At 44.0% G+C, this 24,543-nt stretch carries 13 protein-coding genes; 1 reads left to right on the top strand and 12 read right to left on the bottom strand.

What is annotated here, in order from left to right; genetic code table 11:
* Positions 1-723: 723 nt before the first annotated feature.
* The 5 genes from QUA80_RS09300 to QUA80_RS09280 form a co-directional block, all read right to left on the bottom strand.
* A complete protein-coding gene (locus QUA80_RS09300; RefSeq protein WP_333423486.1) occupies positions 724-1,275 on the bottom strand; it encodes a shikimate kinase in 552 nt (183 codons plus the stop codon).
* Positions 1,276-1,297: 22 nt separating this feature from the next.
* Positions 1,298-2,314 carry a LapA family protein gene (locus QUA80_RS09295; protein ID WP_333423484.1) on the bottom strand — a complete coding sequence of 339 codons (1,017 nt, stop codon included), beginning with the start codon at positions 2,312-2,314 and terminating at the stop codon, positions 1,298-1,300.
* Positions 2,315-2,321: 7 nt separating this feature from the next.
* Positions 2,322-2,945 carry a flavin prenyltransferase UbiX gene (locus QUA80_RS09290; RefSeq protein ID WP_333423482.1) on the bottom strand — a complete coding sequence of 208 codons (624 nt, stop codon included), beginning with the start codon at positions 2,943-2,945 and terminating at the stop codon, positions 2,322-2,324.
* 404 nt (positions 2,946-3,349) lie between these two features.
* Positions 3,350-5,716, bottom strand: a complete 2,367-nt coding sequence (locus QUA80_RS09285) for a ribonuclease R family protein (protein ID WP_333423480.1) — start codon at positions 5,714-5,716, stop codon at positions 3,350-3,352.
* A 104-nt stretch (positions 5,717-5,820) separates the two neighbouring features.
* Positions 5,821-5,961 carry a hypothetical protein gene (locus tag QUA80_RS09280; RefSeq protein WP_333423478.1) on the bottom strand — a complete coding sequence of 47 codons (141 nt, stop codon included), beginning with the start codon at positions 5,959-5,961 and terminating at the stop codon, positions 5,821-5,823.
* Between the two features lie 643 nt (positions 5,962-6,604).
* On the opposite strand from QUA80_RS09280, the gene QUA80_RS09275 reads away from it, so the two are divergent.
* A complete protein-coding gene (locus QUA80_RS09275) occupies positions 6,605-7,558 on the top strand; it encodes a hypothetical protein (RefSeq protein WP_333423476.1) in 954 nt (317 codons plus the stop codon).
* Positions 7,559-7,772: 214 nt separating this feature from the next.
* On the opposite strand, the gene clpP is transcribed toward QUA80_RS09275, so the two are convergent.
* From clpP to QUA80_RS09240, 7 genes are all read right to left on the bottom strand, one after another.
* Positions 7,773-8,405 carry an ATP-dependent Clp endopeptidase proteolytic subunit ClpP gene (gene clpP, locus QUA80_RS09270; protein WP_333423599.1) on the bottom strand — a complete coding sequence of 211 codons (633 nt, stop codon included), beginning with the start codon at positions 8,403-8,405 and terminating at the stop codon, positions 7,773-7,775.
* Between the two features lie 19 nt (positions 8,406-8,424).
* The gene (locus QUA80_RS09265; protein WP_333423474.1) at positions 8,425-8,607 is read right to left on the bottom strand and encodes a hypothetical protein; all 183 of its coding nucleotides are present in this window, start codon (positions 8,605-8,607) and stop codon (positions 8,425-8,427) included.
* Between the two features lie 42 nt (positions 8,608-8,649).
* On the bottom strand, positions 8,650-10,812 hold the full coding sequence (locus QUA80_RS09260) for a carotenoid oxygenase family protein (protein WP_333423473.1): 2,163 nt from the start codon (positions 10,810-10,812) through the stop codon (positions 8,650-8,652).
* Between the two features lie 479 nt (positions 10,813-11,291).
* Positions 11,292-15,182: an adenylate/guanylate cyclase domain-containing protein gene (locus QUA80_RS09255; RefSeq protein ID WP_333423471.1), complete on the bottom strand. Its 3,891-nt coding sequence runs from the start codon at positions 15,180-15,182 to the stop codon at positions 11,292-11,294.
* 777 nt (positions 15,183-15,959) lie between these two features.
* Positions 15,960-17,174 carry a heparan-alpha-glucosaminide N-acetyltransferase domain-containing protein gene (locus QUA80_RS09250; protein WP_333423469.1) on the bottom strand — a complete coding sequence of 405 codons (1,215 nt, stop codon included), beginning with the start codon at positions 17,172-17,174 and terminating at the stop codon, positions 15,960-15,962.
* A gap of 83 nt (positions 17,175-17,257) precedes the next feature.
* Positions 17,258-18,670: an adenylate/guanylate cyclase domain-containing protein gene (locus QUA80_RS09245; protein ID WP_333423467.1), complete on the bottom strand. Its 1,413-nt coding sequence runs from the start codon at positions 18,668-18,670 to the stop codon at positions 17,258-17,260.
* A 60-nt stretch (positions 18,671-18,730) separates the two neighbouring features.
* Entirely contained in the window at positions 18,731-24,250 is a 5,520-nt protein-coding gene (locus QUA80_RS09240) for an ATP-binding sensor histidine kinase (protein WP_333423466.1), read from the bottom strand.
* Positions 24,251-24,543: the final 293 nt, after the last annotated feature.

The raw sequence follows: 24,543 nt of genomic DNA, 5'->3' as shown, positions 1-24,543 counted from the left end.
ACCTATTACCTATTACCGACGAACCTGGAGTGCAACTGAAAACCGCTATGGCAGTATTGAGATGTAGCGACTGTCGCTCAATATGTTATTCCCAAGAACCCGGAACTCCGGCAGCCAAAAACTCGATCGCAATAAAAAAGCAGCTTTAGGAAGCTGCTCGTCAGAATGCATGAGGTATTGTTTTTAGAATAGAACAGCTTAAATTCGATCGGTGCTGGGTTACATTTTTTGATACGGGAGAATTGATGAGTGAATGGACGATCGTAAAATCGTCACATAGGACGATAGCATTGATGCTAAATTTCCCGACAATCAAGTTAGCGTTTAACTGTCCTTGCGCCCTACAGCCCTTCAGCGGTGGGGCCATTTTATTTTTAGGGAGAACTCAACAGCCGACTTTAACGCCTCAGACGAGTCTGCCATTAGTTTTTGCATACAATCTCCGCATCGCCACATTTTCATACTTATAAAACTTACGCATCGCATCTACTCAAACCCGGTTGATTCGCAAACATCAGACAGTTAAACAGATACACTAAGGCAAAAATCAGTATTTTTACCGAAGTCATACAATTTTAGATTTTAGATTTTAGATTTTAGATTTGAGGAATCACTGATGAAGCTGGTGGTTTGGAGCTTTCTTACTGTTGCACTATTTTTTTTACTGGTATCAAAAGTCCTCAGAAACCTGTTATTTTCCCAGAAACCCGGTTTCTGAGCGTATTAATTTATATCATGCCCGGTTTCTGGTTTGATAACTTTTTGGATTTCCTCGATCGCCCTAGCCGCCGCTGCTTCAGGCCTTTCGCCCGCACCTGTACAGACTCGGACATCTGCTTGAGTGTAGAAACGCTCTCGCTCGTTCAAAAGGCTTTGCAGCTTAGATTTGATCTCGCCCTCCCGCAGTAGGGGTCGAGCTGTGTCCGAACGCAATCGATCGTACAGTTGATCTGCAGGCACATCCAGCCAAACCACTATACCGTAGTGCAAGTAACTCCAATTCATCGATCGCGTCACAATGCCGCCGCCCGTAGCCACGACCGAATTTTTATAAGCAGACAATTCGCCGAGCACTTTAGTTTCTAGTTCCCGAAATGCCTCTTCCCCTTCTCGCTCAAAAATCTCAGCAATTGACTGATTGGCAACTCGAACAATTAGTTCATCAGTATCAAAAAAACGGTATTTTAATTTTCTTGCCAAAATCCGCCCCACCGTTGTTTTTCCCGCACCCATCATCCCGACGAGATAGATATTCACTCCCCTCAACCAATCCACTGCCAAATCCTCCGATATTTTTCTATTTTTTCAAGTCAATCCGCCCGCCACTGGGGGGTTCGTCGTCCTCAAACTCATCATCCTCATCCAATCCCCAATCATCCTCTGCTTCCACACTAGGATTGTTCGGTACTTCCCCGCCACCTGACTTAGGTATCGCATCTTGCGGGGGAACCAGCACCCGATACTCCGCATCGTAGACAGACTCAGTTTGCCCAACCCCAGACTGGCTCGGATCTCGATACCCGTAAGAGTATACCGAGCCAGTCCAAGACTTGCTTTTAGGTTCCTGTTTAGCTTCGTAATCCCTCAGATTTGCCCTTGCAACGTCATTTATTTGCGGTCGATCGGAAAAATCGCGATCGTCCCCCCAATCGTCATCACCGCCTTGAGAGCCGGATTTTGAGCCATCTGAGACCCAATCATCCTCATCGTCTGCCGCTGCATAAGTCCCCGGTTGAGCGTCATCCTTCGCCCCAGCAGGGTTTGGAGTTTCTTGCTGGAAAGTCCGGGCACTGTAACTCGCCGGCGTACCGTACTCTGTTCGGTAGGAAGCAGCCTGAGTTTTGCTATTTTCCGAATTCAGATACGGGTCAATTTCCTGTTTTCTAGGAGGGGGAGGTGGCGTGTAAGGTGTTCTCCCGTCCTCTGGGAAAGTATCGGGACGGCTGCGACTGTCGCGGCCGGTGCGCTCTCGTGTTTGAGATAAGTAATTTGAAAAAGCGAGCAAACCAGAAATCAATAAAGAGGTGACAACTCCCGCCGCCATGCTCAGCAGAATCCAGATAGATAAGGGCAAAGCAGGCGATCGAACTCCCAAAAATACCAGCGATAATGCCGGCTCGACATTTTGCAGGGCAAAAATAGTCAGCCCCGCCACAATTACTAGCAAAAATACAGGTCGCATATTAAAAATATTGGTAATTGGTAATTGGTAATTGGGCACTTGTGCTGAGCGCAGACGAAGTATTGCTAATTGGGAATTGCTAGTTGAAACTAACACATCATCAATAACCAGTAACCAACTGTCAACTGTCAACTGTCAACTAACTCCCTTCTTCTTCCTTCCAGCGTTTGAGAGGAACGCAATCAATCCCCAACTGGTCTAAAGCGCGAGCCACCACAAAGTCTACCAAATCTTCAATAGTTTGCGGATTGTGATACCAAGCGGGAATCGCTGGTACAATTCTAGCTCCAGCTTCTGCCAAGGCAGTCAAATTCCGCAGGTGAATCAAGCTAAAAGGCGTTTCGCGAGGCACGAGTACCAATTTTCTCCCTTCCTTGAGCTGAACGTCGGCCGCTCTTTCGAGCAAATCCGAGCTCAAGCCAGCCGCCAATTTTCCTAGTGTACTCATGCTACAGGGAATAATCATCATCCCTTGAGTGCGAAACGAGCCGCTAGCAATATTAGCACCGACATCTTGCCAAGGATGGCACCGGAGTTTACCCATTGTGGCTACTCCTGCTTGTTCCCGCCAGAATTCTTCTTGCAGAGTCGGTTCTGCGGGCATTCGGATGTTCTGTTCGCTTTGCCAAACCATATAAGTAGATTTGGAAGCCACGAGTTCAATAGCTCGATCGGCCTCCAACAGAAACTTCAGAGTTCGCACCGCATAAATCAGTCCCGATGCACCGGTCACTCCTAGGATTAGCGGGTAATTATTCGTCATTAGTTATTTGTTAGTTGACGGTTGACTGTTGTTAGTAATTAGTGGTTAGATCGAACTTGTTAGCATTGAAATTATTCCGATATCTCCGAGCTTCATCGGCGTGAATCTGCGTCAATCCCTTGTCCGGGGCGGCCTGAGAAATTATATTTTTTTTACCGCAGATGAGGGCAGATTAACACAGATTAACGCTGATAAATTAGAACGAATCCGGTTGCACCGTCCGTGATTGTTGAGTTTTGACTGGATTTGACGCCCGACGGTGCTACCGGATTTGATGTTAGTCGTTAATTATTTCTTGATAATTGGTGAGTCTAGTTGGCCGCCCACTTCTTAATACTTAGTTGCCCGACAATGACAACTAAGTATTGAGAAAAGTTAACTGTCAACTCTCAACTGTCAACGGATTATTCATCATCATCAAAAGCTTGACTGCCGCCGCCAACTGCAACTAAATCAATTTGCTGGCGGTAGTAGTCAACACTCTTGACTTGAACTTCTACCCGATCGCCCAAACGGTACTGATTGCGGTTTTTGCGGCCCACTAGAGTTTGCTGGCGCGATCGATATTCGTACCAGTCATCCTTGAGCGAAGAAACGTGCACCAATCCCTCAACACGCAAGATGTCGCTCTCCGGCGGTCGCACCTCAATTTCCACAAAGAAACCGTAAGACTGCACGCCTGTAATCAAACCCTGGAAAGTTTGTCCGGTGCGTTCTTTCATCAATCCGGTTTTCTTCAATCCCTGCAAATCGCTTTCGGCATCCTCAGCAACTCTTTCGCGTTCCGTCAGGTGTACCACGGCCGATGCAAACTCTGTCTCAAATTCGTGGTGCAAATCTGGGGGGAGGACGTTCCAAGTAATTTGACCGTGACAGGAGGAATGGTGCAAGTCTACTTTTTCCTTAGCCCGTGTTGTGCGGCTGCTGCGGCCTTGCTCGAACACCGCTTGCAACACCCGCAGCACCAGCAAATCGGCGTAGCGGGAAAGCGGCGAAGTGCAGCGCGTGTAACCCTCTGACAGCGCCAAACCGAAGTGCGGCTTGGGAGTGGTGCTGTAAACAGCGGGCTTCATGGTGTCTTCTAGCAGGTAGGTGAGAACTCTTTCGGACTTAAGATCGGCAAACTGCTGGGTAAATCGCTGAAAGTCCAAGGGCAAAACTTCTTCTTCGGTTTCGAGATACAGTTCGCCTCCGAGGTTGTTGGAGAGTTTGATGAACTCTTGAATGTCTGCCGGGTCTGGCATCGGCTGGACGCGGTAGATTGCTGGGACTCCCAAGGCTTGCAGGTGAGTGGCTACGGCTTGGTTGGCCAGTACCACCAACTCTGAGACAGCCGACTGGGCAGGGGGAGCGACTGCAAAGGCTCCTAATTCGCCTTCGTCGTCGAAGTGAGAGTTAGCGTCGGGCAAATTTAGTTCAAAAGCTCCCCGCTTGAGCCTTGTCTGTCTGGCAGCCTGTGAGGCTGCCGAGATTTGATCTAGGAAAGGACGGAGGGCGGAGGATAAAGGGTGCTCTTCGGCATCGCCTGGTTCGAGAATTGCTTGAGCTTGCTCGTAGGTGAGGTGGTAGTCAATTTGAATGACGCTGGTTTGAATTTCGTATTCTAGGAGTTCTCCTGATTCGTCTAGGGTCAGCAGTATGCTGAAGGCCAGCCGTTCGGTGTCTGGCAGCAGGGAGCAGCGCTCGTTGAGGGTTTCTGGCAGTACGGCGATGATTTTTTCTCCCAGATGGGCGGCTGTGCCTCGCTTGCGGGCTTCGCGGTCGATCGGGGTTTCTGGCTGCACGTACTCGGCGGCGTCGCTGATGTGGATTCCTATTTGCCAGCGGCCGGGCTTCAGGGTTTCGATCGACAAAGCGCGTTCCACTGGCGGATCGGAGAGGAATGATGTCGGGTCAAACTCGTTTTCGCCTCCTCCTTCAGAGAGATTTTCCTCCTGGGATTGAGGGCGATCGTTTTCGCTGTTGCTTGTTCCGGGTTCGTTTTTGCTGAAGCTAACAGTCAGAATGTTACGCAAATCAAGGCGTTTTTTGATGTCGGTTTTTTTGACTTTGCTGGGCAAATTTTCCGCTGCTTTGATGACGGCGGCGGGGAACGATCGCGGCAAGTCGTGCTTGCAGCATACGATGTCGAGGTCGTCAGCGGCTTCGGCGTCGGAACCGAGTATCTGTACTACTTTGCCGACTGGCCGATGGGTGCCGAGGGGGTAGCGTTTGACTTCGACGTGTACTAGGTGGTCGATCGCCTCTTGGAGATTTGTGCCGTTTGCGAGCAAGTCTAGTTCAAACAGCAGGCGATCGTCCAGGGGAATTGCTCTGTAGCTGAGGCGGCCGTTGGGAGTGGAGGTTTGCTTGACTCGCGCCAGTACCGAGGGGTTGGCGCGTTCGAGGATGAGCATGACTTCGCCTTCGGGCGAGCGGCGGCGGCTGCCTTCTTTGATGATTTTGACTAAGACTCGATCGCCGTTCCAAGCTGTCGAGAGGTGACTTTCCCGCACGTAAACGTCTTCTGACCCTTCGGCGTCTTGAATGGCAAAGCAAAATCCTTTGCTCGAACAGCGCAGTTTTGCTTCTACTACGTCGTCTTCAGCTACTCGGCGATAGCGGCCTTTGTCTTTGACTAATATGCCAATTTTCTCTAGAGCTTCTAATGCGATTTGAAGTTTGAGTTGACTGGTGGCGTCGTTGCAGTCGAGTTTTTTCTCTAATGCTTTGGGCGCCACTAATTTGTCTTCTGTAAAATTTGCCAGCAGTGCAGCGATAGAAAATTCCATGTAGCGATCGATCCTCTTGTTTCCAGCAATTAGTCTAAATTTTGGCGAAATCAGCCACGCCCTCTCCCGCCTTCGCTGTGCCTGCTTTCCAACGAATGCGCGGGTTAGTAGGTGGAGACGCGAGCACAGCCGCCTTGTTTGAGGGCGGGGATTTTTTGAGATTCTCTCCCGACACCGGCGAAAGTGCTAATTGTCTGCTGTCTGTCTTTAACTGACTGCTGACGGTGCAGAAAACAGTCCCGCACCCTATTCCCCAATACAATTTTTTAGCGTTGGTTTGTTTGCTTTTATTTCAGCAGCAGCGCCGAGCACTTGGCGAATTAGAAAGCCCCTGTCGGTTCTGAGAAGATGGCTCGATGCTGAAAGCGACGGCTTGAGTCGAGGATGAGCCGATGGAGGGATAGAGAGGGAGAAAATTTGCATTTCTTCCTTCTACCTGTTTCCTTCTGCTTTTTTCCTTCTTTCTTCTTCCTTTTGAAGTGCCTCTTGCCTCTTGCTTTAGCAAAGGATTTACCGGCTCAAGACAAAATTGCTAGTAGCTAACCGCTGCAGTACCGCTGTTTTTTGCACGCGATCGGCCTTTGCGGACAGAGGTGCAACGAGCGGGTCGGGAGCAATCTGTGCTGTAGAAAGTGCAAGGTACACAAAACCGGAGACTTTTACTACTTTTGCCTACTTGCTGTGTCATCTCCTATAGGTAGAAATGACGCCCGGTGCTTATTAGCTTAAACGGCCGGATGTGGGATAGGGTTTAGTGGCGTGAAAGGTTGCGCGGATGACTCACCTTTCATTTATTGTATGTTGAATATGTGCTTTCAGAAAATTGTTTTCTCTAGGCTGTACTACACTTAAGTCATAAGCCCCTTCTGGTTTCGGGGTCAAAAAATTATGTTTGCTGAATTTCGTGCCCTTTATCCCGCTGGACAGTTAATCTGTGAGTTGCTGACTGTTCATCACGGTAAGTTTGTTGTTCGCTGTCTGGTTCAGGTTGACGGCAAAACTCTCGCTACGGGTATGTCGGCTGCTGAGTCTGTTGAGGGTGCTGAAGACCTCGCCCGGTTGCGATCGCTCGCTGTCCTCGGATTTGCTCCGCCCGATCGTGCGATCGCGAGTGTCGATCCGGCTCCGGTTGCTCCGGTTGCTTCGGTTGCTGCTGTTCCCCCTCCCCCTCCTCCTGCTGTTCCGGTTCCTGTTGGGCCGACAAGTGTTCCTCTTCCGGTTCTAGAAATGCCTGTTGCTGACAAATTTCCTGAAACACATCAAAGCAATTTTGTCAAGACAGAAGCGAAATTAAATGAAGAGCCGATCGCACCTGTACCGGAACCGCTGCCGCCAACGGTCGATCGGGCTGAGGCTACTGGATTTGTACCGAAGCAGTTAGACTCGGACGCTTGGCTTTCTTCCAGCTACGGCGAACCGATCGCGGAACTGGATGTGCCGACTGCTAGCCAAAGTGAACTGCGACAGGGTGCGGCCGAAGTCAGGGAATTGCAACCGATCGCAGTGGGAATTCCGAGCGATGCGATCGAGGATAATTCTGATACGATCGCCCAAATAGAGGCAATCCTCAGGCGCTTGAAATGGACTAAGAAACAAGAAACTGACTGTCTCGAACACAATTACGGCAAATCGTCGCAGAGAGAGCTTTCTAGCGAACAGTTGGTAGACTTCCTAGAATATCTGGAAATCTACAGCAGAACCACTGAGGAAATCAAGCGGTTGAACTGGACTCCCAGCCAAGGAAAAGATTATCTCAAACAAGGTTATGGCAAAGAAGCGCGCCATTTCTTAAATCAAGTAGAATTGCTCGACTTCCTGCAATATCTCGAATCTTTGCCCTAGTAATTATGTAGGGTTTCTAGGTGTGATGTTTTTTTAGAAAAAGCTACATATAGCAGTTTTCAATTGTATGAAATACAGTAAGGATTTAACTGTGAGGCCGTATCAGGCGTCCCAGCATCTGTAATTCACTCCACTGAAAACTGCTATATGACTGTTAAAAATTAAAAATCAAAAATGAAGAATATTTCCTCATTTTTGATTTTTAACTTTTCATTTAGACGACAGCGGCGATCGGACGGCTGGCAGAAGGACGGCGATCAATGACTTGATCGACTAATCCGTAGTCCTTTGCTTCTTCAGCGGACATGAAGAAATCCCGTTCGGTATCTTCTTCAATGCGGGAAAGCGGCTGACCGGTATGGGCGGCAAGATGTTCGTTCAGGCGGCGTTTGTGGTACAAAATCTCTTTTGCCTGAATTTCAATATCGGTTGCTTGTCCTTGAGCACCGCCTAGAGGTTGGTGGATCATAATCCGGGAGTGAGGCAAACTCATCCGCTTGCCTTTAGCGCCGGCACTCAACAGAAAAGCGCCCATGCTGGCTGCCAAACCGAGACAAATAGTGCAAATGTCGGGGCGGATGTGGTTCATCGTGTCAAAAATGCCCATACCTGCTGTTACCGAACCCCCTGGGGAGTTGATATAGAGGTAAATATCTTTCTCGGGGTCTTCGGCGTCTAAAAATAGCAATTGGGCAACGATCAGGTTAGCCAAGTCTGAGTCAACCTGTTGGCCCAAGAAGACGATGCGATCGCGCAGGAGTCGCGAGTAGATGTCAAAGGCGCGTTCGCCGCGACCGGATTGTTCTATAACGGTTGGGATCATTGACCGGGCCTGCCTATTACGTATCTTTTTTTAATTTTAGCGATTAGGGTTCAGTTATAGTTAGCGATCGGTGGCGGGCGACCGAGAAATCGGCAAAATCCTTGATTTGGGCGGGGTTGGGGCGGTAATTTGTGGAAGTTGTGGCGGGGGTGCGATCGGATTTCCGATCCAAGGGCGATCGATTACGAAGCAGAAACCTAAGTAAGCGATTCTTAGGAATCCCCATGTCCTCACGCCGGGGAGGAGGTCAATCTGTCCTTATCGCACTTCACACTGAGGGGTTTTTCGATTTAAAATGCGGGTAAATTTCCTTCTCAAATAATTCTTGAATTTCTGCTGGCTGCTGTGCCACTAAATCTTGATAATCTTCCTCAACAGGAATATTGTAAGTAGCTGTCCGTTTAGCAATTTTTGGCAACCAGGTTGTATGTACTGTAATTCCAAAATTAAGTTGAGGATGCCAGAGTTTACACAAGGGCCCTTGTTTCAGATTTGTCGCATCAAAAATCCAGATTTGATTGCCATTATCCGGTTCCTCATCTGTGCCGTGATAAACAACACACATAATGTATCCATCCGTAGAACTACCATCTCCTCCTGCTTTGCGAGGGATGAACTGAGGTGAGTTTACAAAATAACCAGTTTCAAACTGATAAATATCTTGAATCTCTAATCTGTTTTCACCCTCTTTGACGCTTTCCAAAGGTTTGATATGCAACCTCAATAAATTAGACTTGATTCCTTTTTTGGTAAGTTCAAGTAGTTCTGGCACCGGCACCTCTCGATATTTATAAGGTGCGTACATTTTTAAGCCTTGTTCCGTGAAAATATCCTCCCAGCAACCAAAAAAGCTCCAGTAAATATCTTGAAACTTTCTTGTAGGTTGGTTGTCTTGGTAAGCATAAAGCGCCGGTCCCCAAGTGTACTGACAAAACTCTTTCTTTTCTTTTTGTTGACCAGGGGAATTATCTTGATAAACGCTGGTTAGATCCGATCTTACTACCTTTGCCTTTTCTGCATCAATGACATAGCATCCCATACGGCTAATATCCAATGGCCCTACAGTCATCCCGTACATGGGAGGCTGTTTATTTGAGAGGGTTGTTTCGTCGGTACTATCGAAATCGATATCACGAATCCATTCGGCTGTGTCCCAGGCACAAATATGAGCCAAGTGAAGGGTAATTTGTTGCTTGGGATTTTTAAAATCTACCAAAAAGTGTGTCGTCTCGCGGGGTATGACAACTTTATGGGCTTCAATATTCTTCTTGCCTGGTTTCAAATCAGTACGTTTAATAATATATATATCGGTATCAGGTAATTGCGGATAATCTATAAGATTTTTGACTATTTTTTTCATTTTTTTGCTTATTTTGTTTGTTGTAGCTGGCAAAAGCTCTTCCAATAAAAATTTAAACCCTGTGTCAACTAGCAATACATAATTTTCGGTCAATCCCATTTGATGAATACTTTGTTTAATTTGGAGTGGCTTATCATTGTATGTTATATTCCATCTAGTAAGCTGTGCTTTTCCATCCCAAGCAATTAGATCAACATAATGATCGAAAACATTTATCTTTTTGAAAACCCTTTTTATTATATACTTATAAGCAGTCCTGTTGACATTACTAAAAATTTTACTAGAATTATAAAAATCCTTAATTACACTAATAATAAATTGCATTGATTGAGCCATAAAAGTCAAAACTGACCAACCGCAATTAACGGTAAACATCTGCTGGCTTTTAGGATCAAAACAAGGATGAGCGGAAGAATGAACTAATTTAAAGCAAAAATCCGGTTGAAATGGCAGACGAGATAATAGAGGATTCATCGCCCGCCACTCTTCATTCCAACCAACAGGGGTTACGATTTCAAGAGTTTTTGTGTCTATCTCATAAGGACGCCCCATATCCCAAGTTACCAGCAGACGCTCACCTTCCTCCTCAGAATATTTCATTGGAAGAAACCCTGTATTAAGCTGGTTACGAGTACCAAGTTTTTTAGACATCCGCATAATACCAAAATTTTGAAATTTAAAATCTGGAAAACACCTTGCAGTTGCTATATCAGCATAGTAACACGGAGTTTTCAGAAGCCGAGTTGTTAGAAAAATTCCTTGTTCAAGGTTGTCAAAGTCAATACGGTAAACTATCCCATCCCCGTTATAAAAAGGAGTAGAACCATCGCTGGACGGAAAGACGATATTACTCTCCAAAAGACGGTGAGAATCTACCGATCCTGCGGCTGAGATAATAAATACATGACCGTGTAAGTCTTGGGGTAGAGTTCGTTCGTCTTTAACTAGCAGTTGAAGAGGCAAACTTTTAGCATCTGGATTATCTTTTGGAAGTCCAAATTCTTCCCGACTAACTGATAATATAGAGCGAGGAAATTTTTTCTTTTCAGAGTTTTTTTTGTTTAAATTCATGGTTGTACTTTCAAGAAATTTTACTTACAATATGTTAAGCGATAGAGTTAATGATAATGGTTAAGCGGACACAACCAAATCGCACATTTCTTAGATTACCACACTTAGGTAAAAACAGGATATCGGTTAAAATTTAAAATCGGTACTAATTCGTCACCGCAGCTATTTCACAAAATTTTGCACTCTAAAACCATTCGTTAACTATTTAAAAATTACAAAAATTACTTGCCAAACTTCCCTAATTAGGATAGACAGTCTGGCAAGTAAAAAGAATTGTATTTTTGACTACAGAGGTGGTGACGATTTTTTGATATTTTTATTGACTCCTTATCTCACTTTAAACTTGGGAGTGTTTAGGTTGAAAATGCGGGTCAACTTATTTTTTAAATAATTCTTGAATTTCTGGGCATTTTTGCGCTACTAAATGTTTATAATCTTCGTCAAGAACTATAGTTTAAGCAGCCATCTGGCTGGATAGCTCAACAATAACCGATCGCTGTAAGCAATGTCACCCCCTTTTCACGATCCACTGGGTCAAATTCTTCAGCATTTAAATCGAGCTGTGTCATACACTTCTGTGCAGCTTCGGTTTCGCCACAGCGGTGTAAAAATTCGCTTAAACTTATAATCGCCCGTCGTTCCAAAGACACGGCACCTTGAGAGCGAGCAACTTCAAGCGCTTTATGAAAACAAATTTCCGCCTCTGCATCTTTTGATTGCATAATTAACGCTTCACCTTTGATCCGGTAGAGTTCGGCTTTCCAATAAGCGCCCGTTGGGTCGGCTAGTTCCAAACCTTTATCAATCAAGCTTACACATTCTTCCACCAAACCAGCATTCAGATAACCGATAGCCGTCAACTTCATATAATAAATTTGTCCTAATCTTGTCCCCAGGCTTAAATAAGCTGTTAAATTTTGCTGCATTTGTGTCAAACCTAACTCGATTTCTCCTGACTGCTGGTTTGCCCAACCCACGATAATACTCGTCAAAGTCCCCCAGAAAGGAAACTCGTTGTTCATGCAGAAATTAATCGTCCTTTCCCCATATTTTTTCGTACTAGGAAGATTTTGTAAGTAGTGATAAATCTGAGTTTCATAGCAATAAGCAAGGGCTAAAGAAAACGGATGTCCTATCTTTCTAGCTAAACTCAAGGATTGTTCCTTTTTCTCAAGAGCTTGCCGACAATAACCACGCAACCACAAGCATATTGATAGAAGAGCAAAATTCGCTACCCCCGAATCTTGCCCATAAATAAAAGCAAGGGAGGAATGTTTTTGATCATCGTAGTAGAATAAAGACCGTTCTAGGTGAAATTGAGCCTGAATAAAATCTCCCATATAAAGCAAGTTCGCACCCATAGAATGATGAGCGGTTACCAGCATAGCCGAATCTTCGGAATTGTTCGCTAGACAAAGAAGTTGTTGGGCTAATTCTCCGGCTGTTTTTGTATCTCCTTGCCCAATATGGGCTGCAAATAACCCCCACAACATGGGGAAAAAATTAGCTGTTTCTCCGAGTTCTTGCGCCAATTCCCGCGCTCTGGTAAAAGTGTTAATTAATTCAGGCGAACCATAACCTTTAATTGCCGTTAGCGGCGCACCCAAAGCAATGTGCAACCGCAACTCTTGCTCTTTTCTCTCCACCGTATCAGGCAACGTTTCCAACCACTCCAACGCCTCCGTAAACAGCCCCAGCGCCTCCCGCAAAGCGTGCGCCCGCACCGCCTGATCCCCCGCCTTTTCTAAATAAAAAATTGCCTTTTCTGCAACCAGGGCTTTACTCCAATGATGCGCCATAATCGCATAAAACCCCGACAACTCTTCATAACTTCTTTCATACCACAACGCCAAAAATTCATGAACTTGCCGGCGCTGTGAATACAACATCAAACCATAAGCCACTTCCTGAGTAATAATATGCTTAAACATATACCCCAAATCCGGCTCCGGCGTCTCCATCGGGGTAAGATCGAACCGCTGTAACTTCATCAAATAATTAGGCAACTCAGGCTTATCATCCTCAATCGGATGAATATCTCGCAACAGCCGAAATCCAAAAGACCTACCAATCACGCTCGCCACTTTCAATGTAAGCTGTTCGCTAGGAGAAAGCCGATCGATCCGCGAAGCAATCACCCCCTGCACCGTAGCAGGAAAATTTAGCTCATTCAAATTACCAACCCCAGCAGCAATCCGACACTCCCCATCATGAATTTCTATCACCCCCGCCTCGCGCAAACCATAAGCCAATTCCTCACTAAAAAACGGATTTCCTTCTGTTTTTTTCTCAATTAACTCCACCAGGCGATCGGGCAAACTTTTTACCCCCAAACGCTGAGACAGAAACAGTCGCGTATCTGTAGCCGGCATTGCTTCCAAATGCAACTGTTCTACCCCTTCTATCGTCAGCAGTCGATCGTATTCCTCCGGCATCGGCTCACCTATTGGTCTGCTCCCTATCACCAATAACAAGCGCTTCACCTTCTGCGCCACCTCCAAAATCAGCGCCCAACTTGACGAATCCAACCAATGGGCATCCTCGAAAACAAGCAACTTAGGAGAGCGATTCACCGAATCCTGCAACAATTGCACTAACAAATCCCGCGTCGCTTCCGCCCGTGGCTGCCCCACCAACCCAGCCGACACCTCCGTATCCGGCAAATCTAAACCTAAAACCCCATTTAAAAGTGCTGCTTTTTCCAACCATTGCCGTTCATCTTCCAATAAATCTAAAATCTGACGTTTTTTCGCCTCTAAATCGGGTAAAAAAGACAAATCCCACAAGTGACTAAATACCCCGTTCCAAGCATGATAAGGCTTCGAACGAGCGATCGCATCCCCCGTACCAACCAAACTTCCGACACCCAATTCTTGCGCCTGCAAAAGCAAATTTTCTATCAAACAAGACTTGCCAATTCCTGCATCTCCACAAATCATAACCACCGCAGAAATACCCGCTTTCAACTTCTTTAATTTATTCCCTAACAATAACCGTTCTTTTTCCCGCCCCACAATTGACTTTTGCGTTTTTCCTGTCATCCACCAAGGCAAATCTTTACGCACCTCCCCAAGCGGAAAAAATACTTGCACTACCTCTTCTATACCTTTAACTTTAATCGGAGTTAACGATTCAAACTCTATTCTTTCTTTGGCAAACTCAAACGTCCGCCGATCACACAAAATTCCGTCCTTCGCAGCCTGCATTAATCGCGCCGCTAAATTCACAACCGCCCCGATAATCGTGTATTCTCGACGTTGCTCGCTGCCAATTACACCACTATAACAAGTACCAGTCGCGATCCCTATCTTCGGTTGCAATCCTAAACTTCTTAAGTTTTCCAATAACGCCATTCCCGCCATCACACAACGCACCGAATCATCCTCATGCGAAAATGGGGGCAAACCCAAACCAATCACCAATGTACTACCTTTATCATCCACCAAAAACTTATTTAAAGTCCCCTCATAAACTTGCAAAATATTTTGGATTGCATTAAGTGTAGTTGAAATAAAATCTAAAGCCCCCTCCGCATCATAATCTATCCCCGGCAAATTTAAAAACATCACACTCACTCGTCGCAAATCGCCTAACCAATCAGTTTGACCGACTTTTAAACGCTGCAAAACCCCCAAACTTACATATTTTTCTATTCGTTCTTGCATCCGATATGAAATCGCGATCGGAGCCGATTCAACTAGATTTATAAACCTTCTATCTGCAACAGATTTTAAAAGATTAAATCCCTCCAACCGCACCATATTTGAAGCTAATAATTGTCCCACAAACAGGTCTTTAATTAACTCCCAAGCCGTCAGCGACAAACAAGCTTCACCTATACCCGCAGCCATTTCTGCAAGCGCCACTTGAGCAATAGGTTCCCCCGCCACAAGATACTCCCATCGGGCATTCGTTCCACCTATGTAAAACTCTTTTAACTCACCCGCCCCAATACCAATATGCAATCGCAACTGGGCATTTGCCGCTTGATATTCACCCAAATCATTTAAAATCGCCAAAGCACATTGCGCTGCACAATAAGTCGCAAGATCTAAAGACAAACTTTCCGCCGGCCAAATCGCCAACATAGCATCCCCAGCAAACTTGACAACATCCCCTTTATGTGCTATTATTAATTCAATTAATTGACCAAAATAAGCATTTAAATGAGTCGTTAATTCTTCAACTCCAATAGAACCTTTTTGAGCAAGACGTTCAGTAAGAGCAGTAAAACCCGAGATATCAACAAACAAAACTGCTGCCTCAAAAGAGCCACTAGCCGGAGAAGCCAGAGCAGTAGGGTCTGCAGCAAAACAATTTAAGACACGAATCGGTAAAAAGCTGGCAAGGTTTTCAACAAAAGTAGGCATAATTCGACACACAGAGACTAATAGTACAATTGGCGGCCGACTTCAAAGAGTCTAACAAATTCCACATCCTGAAGACAGCATAGATTCGGAATCTATGTATATAGGCTTTATTTCGTAAGCCGTCCCTAGCTTAGTTAACATCTAGGTAGGGATTGCGGAAAAAACCTAAAACCCTGATATAACAATCCTCGCATCATTTGTGAATTTCTTACTCCCGAGCGAGCGGGTTCGGGGAGGGTTGGGGTGGGTTCAAAAATTTACGACTCATTTATAATTGCTATATCAAGTGAAAATGTTAGGTTTTTTACGCCAATCTGTTGAACTAATTTATCAAGTAATAGAGGCTATTTATCTTCCTGCGATAGTATGCGTATTATTAATTAACTGACATTTTAGGATTGCAACTCCTGCTCCAATAACAGGGAATTGATATCAACATTATTTTTGGGTGAAAGATGTAAGTAAATTAGGACTTACGCACTATCAGGATCAAAACAAACGGTTGCGATTACTTCGCTTGGATCGTAATGACAGAAATAGGTTATTTTTTCGTAATTCCTATAAATGTATTATAAAGAGTATTATAAACAAACAGCCTTTGATGGTCAAGTTTTGTTACTTATTACTTGCCAACCACCTACTTGTTATACCAAATCCGGGTTATTTACCCCATTTATGATGGCCCCCAGAAACTTCGCCCGCTTAAGCTCGATCGCAAGCTATGTTAATGGCTGAGGAAATATTTAACCCGAATTTGGTATTACTCAACTGTTTTAGTCAAATTTTTATCGCCCAACCGCGGCGGTACATTCCATACAAAATTAACCACCAAAATAAGACCGCAGTGACGGCAAATGCTAGAGAACCATTCAGCGGCCCCGCCCACGGCACAAACCAGTTTTCATAAATCCAAGTGTAAGTTGTTGGAGCATTCCCCCCACTGCCAATATGAGTTTTTAAGAGGATTCTGGCGACTATACCGGAGGCGACAAACAGGAAAAGTGCATTCACTCCCATGATTTCAAACGGCCTCCCCCATTTCCAATCCCGCACTTCAATTGTTTCGTAGCAAGCTGCTAGCAATAGCAACGCCCAACCAGCGGTAAATACTACATAAGAACTTGTCCAAAGTTGTTTGTTGATCGGAAATAAAAATCCCCACAAGTGGCCGATTACCACGCAACTGAGGCCGCAGATTGCTAAGTTGATACTGGTGCGGGTTTTGATTGGCTGGACGCGCAGCCATTCTCCTGTAAAGTAGCCGATTAGGACTGTGACTACTGCGGGTAAGGTACTCAACAATCCTTCGGGGTCGAAGGGGCCGCCTTTGTACAGGTGTTGGCTACCGAGAATTAGCCGATCGACATATCCCCCTAAATTTCCTTCTGGCGTGAGTTCGCCGGCACTGTACCCCCCTACAGGCACTACGGTTAATGCAGCCCAATAGCCCAAAAGCAAGGCGATCGCGAGCAGTTTTTGATTGCGGGGGGAAAGGTTGAGAATGGCGATCGCACTGATGAAATAAGCTAAGCCGATGCGCTGCAATACTCCCATGATGCGGATTTTACCGAAGTTTTCCACGGGGGCGCTGTTGAGAAGTATGTCAAGGGCGATCGAAGATGTATTTAGCAGCAATCCTAATATAAACAGAATCGCGGCCCGGCGCGCAATTCGCCAGTAAACATTTGAAGCAGGAAGAAGGAATAAAGAAGCAGGTTTTTTATCAGCGTTTTTTGATTCCTCTATTTGTAACGATTGGGATGTTTCGGCATTTAATTTTTTATAATTTTCAGTGTATTTAGACAGCGAGAAAGACATCGCGCAGCCAACAATGAACAAGAAAAATGGAAATACTAAATCTGTGGGGGTGCAGCCGTGCCATACTGCGTGTTCTAGCGGTGGATACACCTGTTTCCAACTGCCGGGGTTGTTGACGAGAATCATGGAGGCGATCGCAATTCCGCGAAAAACATCAAGGGATTTTAAACGCATGGGGGAAAAGAGAGAAGGAAGAGGGAAGAAGGCAGAAAGAAAAACTACTAATTACCAATTATCAATTACCCATTACATAGCAGCTAAATTTCAATACCTTCCAGAGTCATAATGAGTGCATTCTTCATCAACATATCGCAGCGTTCTGCATAAAAAGCTGCGGCCTTATCATACTTATTGACTTGCAAGACGCGCAAAAACATTTGCCTTGCTTGGGCGAATTGTTGCTGGTAGTGAAAAAAAATTCCCTGTTCAAAATAAGTTTGGGTTTGTGCTTTTAGTTCGATCATGGTATCCGAGTCGCCATCGTAAATTTCAAATACAGCAACAGGTGTTTGTTTTCCTTTTACTTGAACGCGATCGAGAAATCGGCACTTGTAATGTTGAGGATCGTCGATCCGGCACAAAGTTTGAACGCTAGCTACAATACCAACTCCGTAAAGCTTTGTCAATCCTTCCACCCGGGCAGCTAAATTCACAGCATCGGAAATTACCGTACTTTCCATCCGTTCCGCTTCGCCAATAGTACCCAACATTAAAGTTCCAGTATGCAAGCCAATCCCTATCGAAATAGGTTGATATCCGCTGTTTTGCCTGTGTCTGTTATAAATTTTTACTTGCTGCTGCATCTCAATTGCTGCTTGCACAGCATCTTCAGGTTTGTTAGGAAACAAAGCCATAATCCCGTCACCAATGTATTTATCTATAAAACCATTGTACTGGCGGATAACCGGGCCAACTCTGCTTAAATAAGAGTTAAGAAATTCAAAATTTTCTCGGGGAGACATACTCTCTGACAGACTTGTAAATGAGCGAATGTCGGCAAACATAATCGTCATCTCTGCCTGTACAGAGTCTCCCAATCTGGCATCAACAATGCTTTCAATTTTGAGAAATTTTAAAAATTCGCGCGGTACAAAACGGGCGGAAGCTGTTGCAATTTTTTCTAGTTCGCTTTTGCTAGCTTCGATTTGAGTTAGGGCACGAAATGCTCTCAGTGCGGTTACTACCGTGGTAAATAACTTTTTGTTTGTCAGTTCGGTTTTAGTTTTGTAATCGTTAATATCGTAGCTGACAATTACTACATCTTCTGGCACTTGTCCCGGTTGTCCGGTGCGCAAAATAATCCGCACTAGTTTATTATCTAAAATATCGCGGATGTATTTGACTACTTCCAATCCTGCCTCTTCTGTTTCCATAACTACATCGAGTAAAATCAATGCTATATCTGGATGAGCCTGGATCATTTCTTTGGCTTCTTTACCTGAGTAAGCGCTGATAAATGTGATGAGTTGGTTTTCAAATGTAAATTCATTTAAGGCAAGTTTGGTAATATTGTGAATTTCTATTTCATCGTCTACAATTAATATTTTCCAACTGGCTTGTGTTGGCTTTTCTTCCACTTCGTCTTCTTCTGCAAATATTAATTCGTCGTCGCCCGCAGCTATTAATTCATTATTGCCTGCAGCGAACAGGTTTTTACTAGCTTCTGACATTTATAGTCCTCCTAAATAGAATTATATTAAAACTGCCCGTATAATAACTAATTGCTAATTTTAGTTAGCGGGGAATTCAATCATAAATCTTGTGCCTTTCTTTACTTGACTTTCGCAGTGAATTGTGCCTTTTAGTTTTTGAGTGACGAGGTTGTAAATAATGTGCAGTCCCAATCCTGTGCCGCCGTGACCTCTTTTGGTTGTAAAAAATGGTTCAAAAATTTTACTGAGATTTTCTGGGGTAATTCCTTTGCCGTTATCAGCATATTCAAATATTAGCCGATCGCCCTCTAGTTTGAAATCAAAAACCAGAATTCCTTCGTCTTCTCTCTCGTAAGCGTGAATTAGCGAATTCAACACTAGATTTGTCACAATTTGACACAACGCCCCCGGGTAACTGTCCACTACAATATTTTCATCGCACTTAATTTTTATTTTGTGCTTAGTTCTTTTTAGTTTTGCGGTTAAGGATATCAAAATTTCCTCGAGATAGTTTTTAACATTAAACTTGCGTTTTAACTCGCTTGACTGATCTACTGCCACTTCTTTAAAACTGTGAATCAAGTCGGCGGCCCGCGTAAGGTTGGATAAGATCATATTACTGCTTTGCATGGCGGTATCCAGAAACTTTTCTAACTCGGAGCGTTTAATTTGACCGTTGCTATAAAGCTCAAAAAATTTTGTGACTTTTTCAGCTAGCAAGGAGGCCGCGGTGATGCCGATGCCGATGGGAGTATTGATTTCATGCGCAACACCTGCAACCAACCCTCCCAAGGCTGCCATTTTTTCCGATTCTACAAGTTTATTTTGGGCTAATTTTAGGTCTTCTAAAGTTTGGGACAGTTCGGAGGTACGCTGCTGTACTAACTCTTCGAGGTTGTGATTAAATTCCTGCAAGTTGGCGTAAAGTTGGGCGTTTATGATGGAGATAGAAATTTGAGAAGACAGCAGTTTTAACATTTCTAATCTGTCTGGCGTAAAAGCGCCTGTAGTCAGATTGTTTTCTAAATATAGAATGCCGGTCAGTTGGCCTTGGTTGATTAAAGGAGTGCAAAGAATTGATTTAGGTTGAACGGCCATTATATAGGGTGTCCGAGTAAATTGTCCTTCGCGGGTGGCATCGTTTAAAACTATACTTTCCTGGGTACGGGCGACGTAGTTGACGACGGCAACTGCCAGTAAATTTAGTTCTCCATCCTCTTCTACAAAATCTATAGGAATTGATTGCATGACACTGAAGCGCTCGACATCTACAGAGCCTGATGCTTCAATCACCCATTGACCGTCTTTTTCTAGTATTAAAAATCCTCTTTGACCCCCGGCATTTTCAATAACAATTTTCATCATTTTTGCGAGCAGTTTGTCTAGAACTATTTCCCCGGCTAAGGTTTGCGATGCTTTAACTGCTGTGGTCAAGTCTAGCACGCCGGCACTGTCGCTCGTAGTAGAAGCGCTGCTGGTAGATTTGTGAGTTTCGATATTAGTTGAAATTGAGGCTGAATTTAGCAACTGCGAGTATTTTGATTCTAAATGCGCTACTTTGGCTGTTGCTCCCCAGCGCTGGTAGCAATAACGCGCTTCTGTTAAGTAAGTTTTAGCAATTTTTTCTCGTCCTATGGATAAATAAAATGCTCCTGCCAATTCTCCAGCTAGTGCTTGTACGTGGATGTATCCGTTTTGTTGTGCTCCTTCAATTGCACGATCGTAATATTCCATTGCTCTCACAATATTGCCCAAAACTCGTGCTTTTTCGGCAGTAATTAAGTCGCATTTGTGCTGAAGGTTCATCGGGGCAGAAAGCGCTTTTTTTTGCAGCTTTTTCCTGTTACTGGTTGCGTAAAAAAGATGTTCTTCTTGTTCATCGTTTGTTGCAGATGGATATGCTGCTAGCCGGGCTAGAGAATCGTAAAACTGGTATTCAGAAACATTAATAAAGCCTGAAAATCCGTCTAAATAAACTTCGGCTTTGGCTGCATTTTCTAGCGCTAGGTCGATATCTGCAAATAAATACGCTCGTATTAATTGCTGCAAATAAAAGTGCTGGAGTCCCACTCTATCGTTAGCTTTCAACAGCAGCGACAACAATGTTTCTTCGCTGTAAACTTCACCTAATACATGGTCGGGACTTTCCAATTTTCCCATCAATTGCAAAACAGTTTGCCGATATATTTGATTCCAAGTCAACACAGTTTCTTGCTTGAGTTGAAACAGCAAATGATTGTAACTTACCATTTTTCGTTCCAGTTGGGGCAATTCTTGACCGATGAAATACAAAGACTGACAAATATTTACTGCCGAATATCCGACACATTCTAAATCTCCATTTTCTAGCGCGCTTTGATAGGCTTCGTCTAACAATGGTAAAGAGTCTTTAACGTGATGCTTGCCGTTCATCAAAATGAATGCTACTAAATTAAGTGTTTTGCTTTTGAATTCCAAAACATTTAATCTATCGATCAAATTTAAAGCTAATTGACCGAAGCGTTCGCCGGATTCAATATCTCTAACTATTGCTTTTAAAACTGCTCCATAATTAGCGTAGCCGAATGCAGAAAAAGCAGAATTTCCGTAGTTGATAGATAAATTAACTTGCTCGCACACAATTAGCGGCAGCAGCACAGGTTCAACTATAAACGTAGCTGAAAACATACTGGAAAGCACGCGCATAATTGCTAATTTGTGCGGATTTGTCATGGCGGGCAAATTAATTAAATCTTCTATTTTTATTCTGGTTAAATAAGCTGTGGTTTTAGCAAGTGCTTGCTGAATGTGGAGGGGAATCGGCGATTGTGGAAAGTTTATTCCTAACATTTTTAGTGCTTCCCGACCAATTTTTACCGATTCTTGGAGTTTGGTTTGCATCGCACAAGCTATGATTCTGATTTCAAAAACTTTGATTGTGTCTAGTTCATTTTTGGCGTATTGCAGGACAACTTGGGCCAATTTTTCCATTGATTCAAACTCGGTATTGAGGTAAGCTGCTTCTGCCGCTGACTCGTAGAGTGCAAGAGTCAAGTCGTAGTCAGTTTGCCAACTTTCCGGGGGCAGCAGTTCAATACCCACAGTTAAATATTTGAGGGCGAGTTCGTAAGCTGCACTTGCTTTTGCTTTGCGGCCTGCAATTAAATTTAATTGACATAATTGAAACTTTTCTAATTCGCTGCTAAGGATTGTTTTCGCGAAATTTAGTTGATTGACAATATCAAAAATATGATATTCTAATTGCTCTGGAGGCGCGTTTTTTAGCAAAAATCTGCCGATTTTGAGATGGGTTTCTTGTTTTTGACAATCTGATATTAAAGCATAAGCTGCTTGCTGCACTCGTTCGTGCAAAAATTTGTAAGTCGCCTTAGCAGCATCAGCAACTGGTAGGGACAATTCATCTGTAAAATCTCTAGATATTGTGTCTGTTACTTCTGTGCTTGCTGCTAGTGCGATCGGAATTTTGTAGGCGTTATTCACGGGCAAAAGCAGACCGGAATGAAGTGCCTCCCCGAGGTCTGTTGCTGCGGACGCCAGAGGTTTTTCGGCGATTGTCGAGAGAATTTCTAAAGCAAATTTGTTGCCGATACAAGCGGCTAATTTGAGTATTTCCTGCGTATTATCTGAAAGTTTCTGAATGTTGTCTATCATTAATTCTACAACATTGTCAGTTATTCCCATTTCTTGTATTTGTTGGATATCCCACTGCCACTCGCCTGTGATTTGCCATTTTTTCACAATTCGCTCTGGGATTTGTTGGGCTAAATCAGAAATGTTATTTTCAGCTAGATCGTCTAAATTAGCGGCTGGTATCAATTTAAACTGTAATAATTTTTTTGAGTATAGAGATTTTAGTAATTGAGTTAAAAAAAATGGATTTCCTCCGGTCTTATGAAAAAGCAATTCTGCTAAAGTTAGGGTCTTTTCTGGTGAGCAGTTGAGAGTATCAGCAATGAATTGGTTGACGCTGCTAATATCTAAGGGCAGAAGGGCGATCGCGCTCACAGTGCCACCTGCTTTTCTAATTGCTTCGGCGGTCAGCATTACGGGATGATTAGCATCTACTTCCTCTTCTCTATAAGCTCCAATTATTAATAAATATTGAGTTTTCAGGTCAGTTGCTAGCAGTTGTATTAACTTGAGAGATGCTGAATCGATCCACTGGAAGTCGTCGAGGAAAATGACCAGGGGGTGTTCTTTTTGAGTAAAGATGCGGATGAAGTTTTGAAATACTAAATTAAAGCGATTTTGAGATTCATTTGTTCCTAAATCTGGCACGGGAGGCTGCGGACCGACAATCAGTTCAAGTTCGGGAATAACTTCAATAATTAATTGACAGTTTCCGCCGATAGCATTTAAAATTTTTTGTTTCCAAACAGTGACTTGGGCGGCATTTTCGGTGCAAATTTGCCGCAACAAATCTCGAAAAGCTTCTAGGAAAAAAGCGTAGGGAATATCACGCTTAAATTGCTCAAATTTGCTGTCAATAAAATACCCGTTTTCCCGCCGAATCGGCTTGTAAATTTCATATACTAACCACGATTTGCCCAGACCTGCTGAACCGGAAATCAGCACAACTTCTGTATTGCCCCGCCTCATCCGATCGAAGGTACTGAGAACCATATTAACTTCTGCTTCTCGCCCGTAAAATTTTGGGGAAATTTGCAGGTGACTTGACCGATCTTGCTCGCCGAGGGTTATGTGGCAAATTTCGCCTGTTGTTTGCAGTTGAGCCAGACAACTTTCTAAATCGTACAAAAGTCCGAAAGCACTTTGATACCTGTCTTCGGCGGTTTTTGCTAAGAGTTTCATGACCAGATCGGAAATGACTTGAGGAATCTCCTCGGTTTCTGCTTGATTGATTCTGCCTTCGATGGTTCTGCTTTCTACTTTTTGTTTTCTGCTGTCACAAGGAGAAAGTGGCGTTTTGGCAATATGGCAGTGGACTAATTCCATCGGATCGATCGCCTTAAAAGGCAATTCACCGCAGAGCATCTCATAAAAGGTGACGCCTAAAGAATAAAAGTCGGTGCGGTAGTCGATCGCCCGATTCATGCGTCCCGTTTGTTCAGGAGACATATAGGCGAGGGTGCCTTCGAGTAAAGGAGGATGGCTGAGGGTGGGGCTTTCGCGTGGTAGCAGGGAGGCGATCGCAAAATCAGCAATCTTGACATCCCCCGTCTCGATATTCACAATAATATTGCTCGGTTTAATATCTTTGTGAATGATCTGGTTTTCGTGGAGTTGGCCGATAGTTTCTGCTAGTTTTATGCCAATTTGCAGAAATTGCTGTAACTCTAACTGGTTGTTACTGAGAATTTTTTTTAGGGAAATGCCGCCAAAATCTTCTAAAATTAAAACAGGAAAGTGATTGTATTGTTCTAACTTGTAAAGCTTGACTATTCCTGGCAAATTCAAATTTTTAAGAATTTCTGCTTCGTGCAATAGTTGAGCTATTTGCGCTGGGTTAGGGTATGGCGACGTGAGAGTTTTGAGGATAACGGGTTTTTGTTCTTCAAGCTGTATCCCTCTATAAATAACTGTGTGAGAGTTTGTATAAAGTTCTCCGTCAATGCGGTATCCCGGAATGGTAATCATGCTGTTTGGGGTGATTAGAAAAGTGCGGTTATACGAGTTTAGATTTGAGATTGGGAATGATTGATGATATAAAGCTTTGGATACTGCCTACAGTTGCATTGTTTTTGTAACTGGTATTATTCAGTAAGTGGAAATACAGATCGCAGGTCGAGGGTGGTTTTTACGGTAGTACAAGGGCTGCTATTGTATAGCTGAGCTAAACCAGTCTCTAAATGCTCCTCCTAGATACTTTTTTTGACGCTTATTTATTTATCTATATTTTAGTCTTCAAAAAATCAGAAGTCGCACTTTGC

It is taken from the genome of Microcoleus sp. F4-D5 (assembly GCF_036704885.1).
Classification (GTDB): domain Bacteria; phylum Cyanobacteriota; class Cyanobacteriia; order Cyanobacteriales; family Microcoleaceae; genus Microcoleus.
Note: the sequence above shows the minus strand (reverse complement) of the source record. Positions and strands in the feature narration are given on the sequence as shown.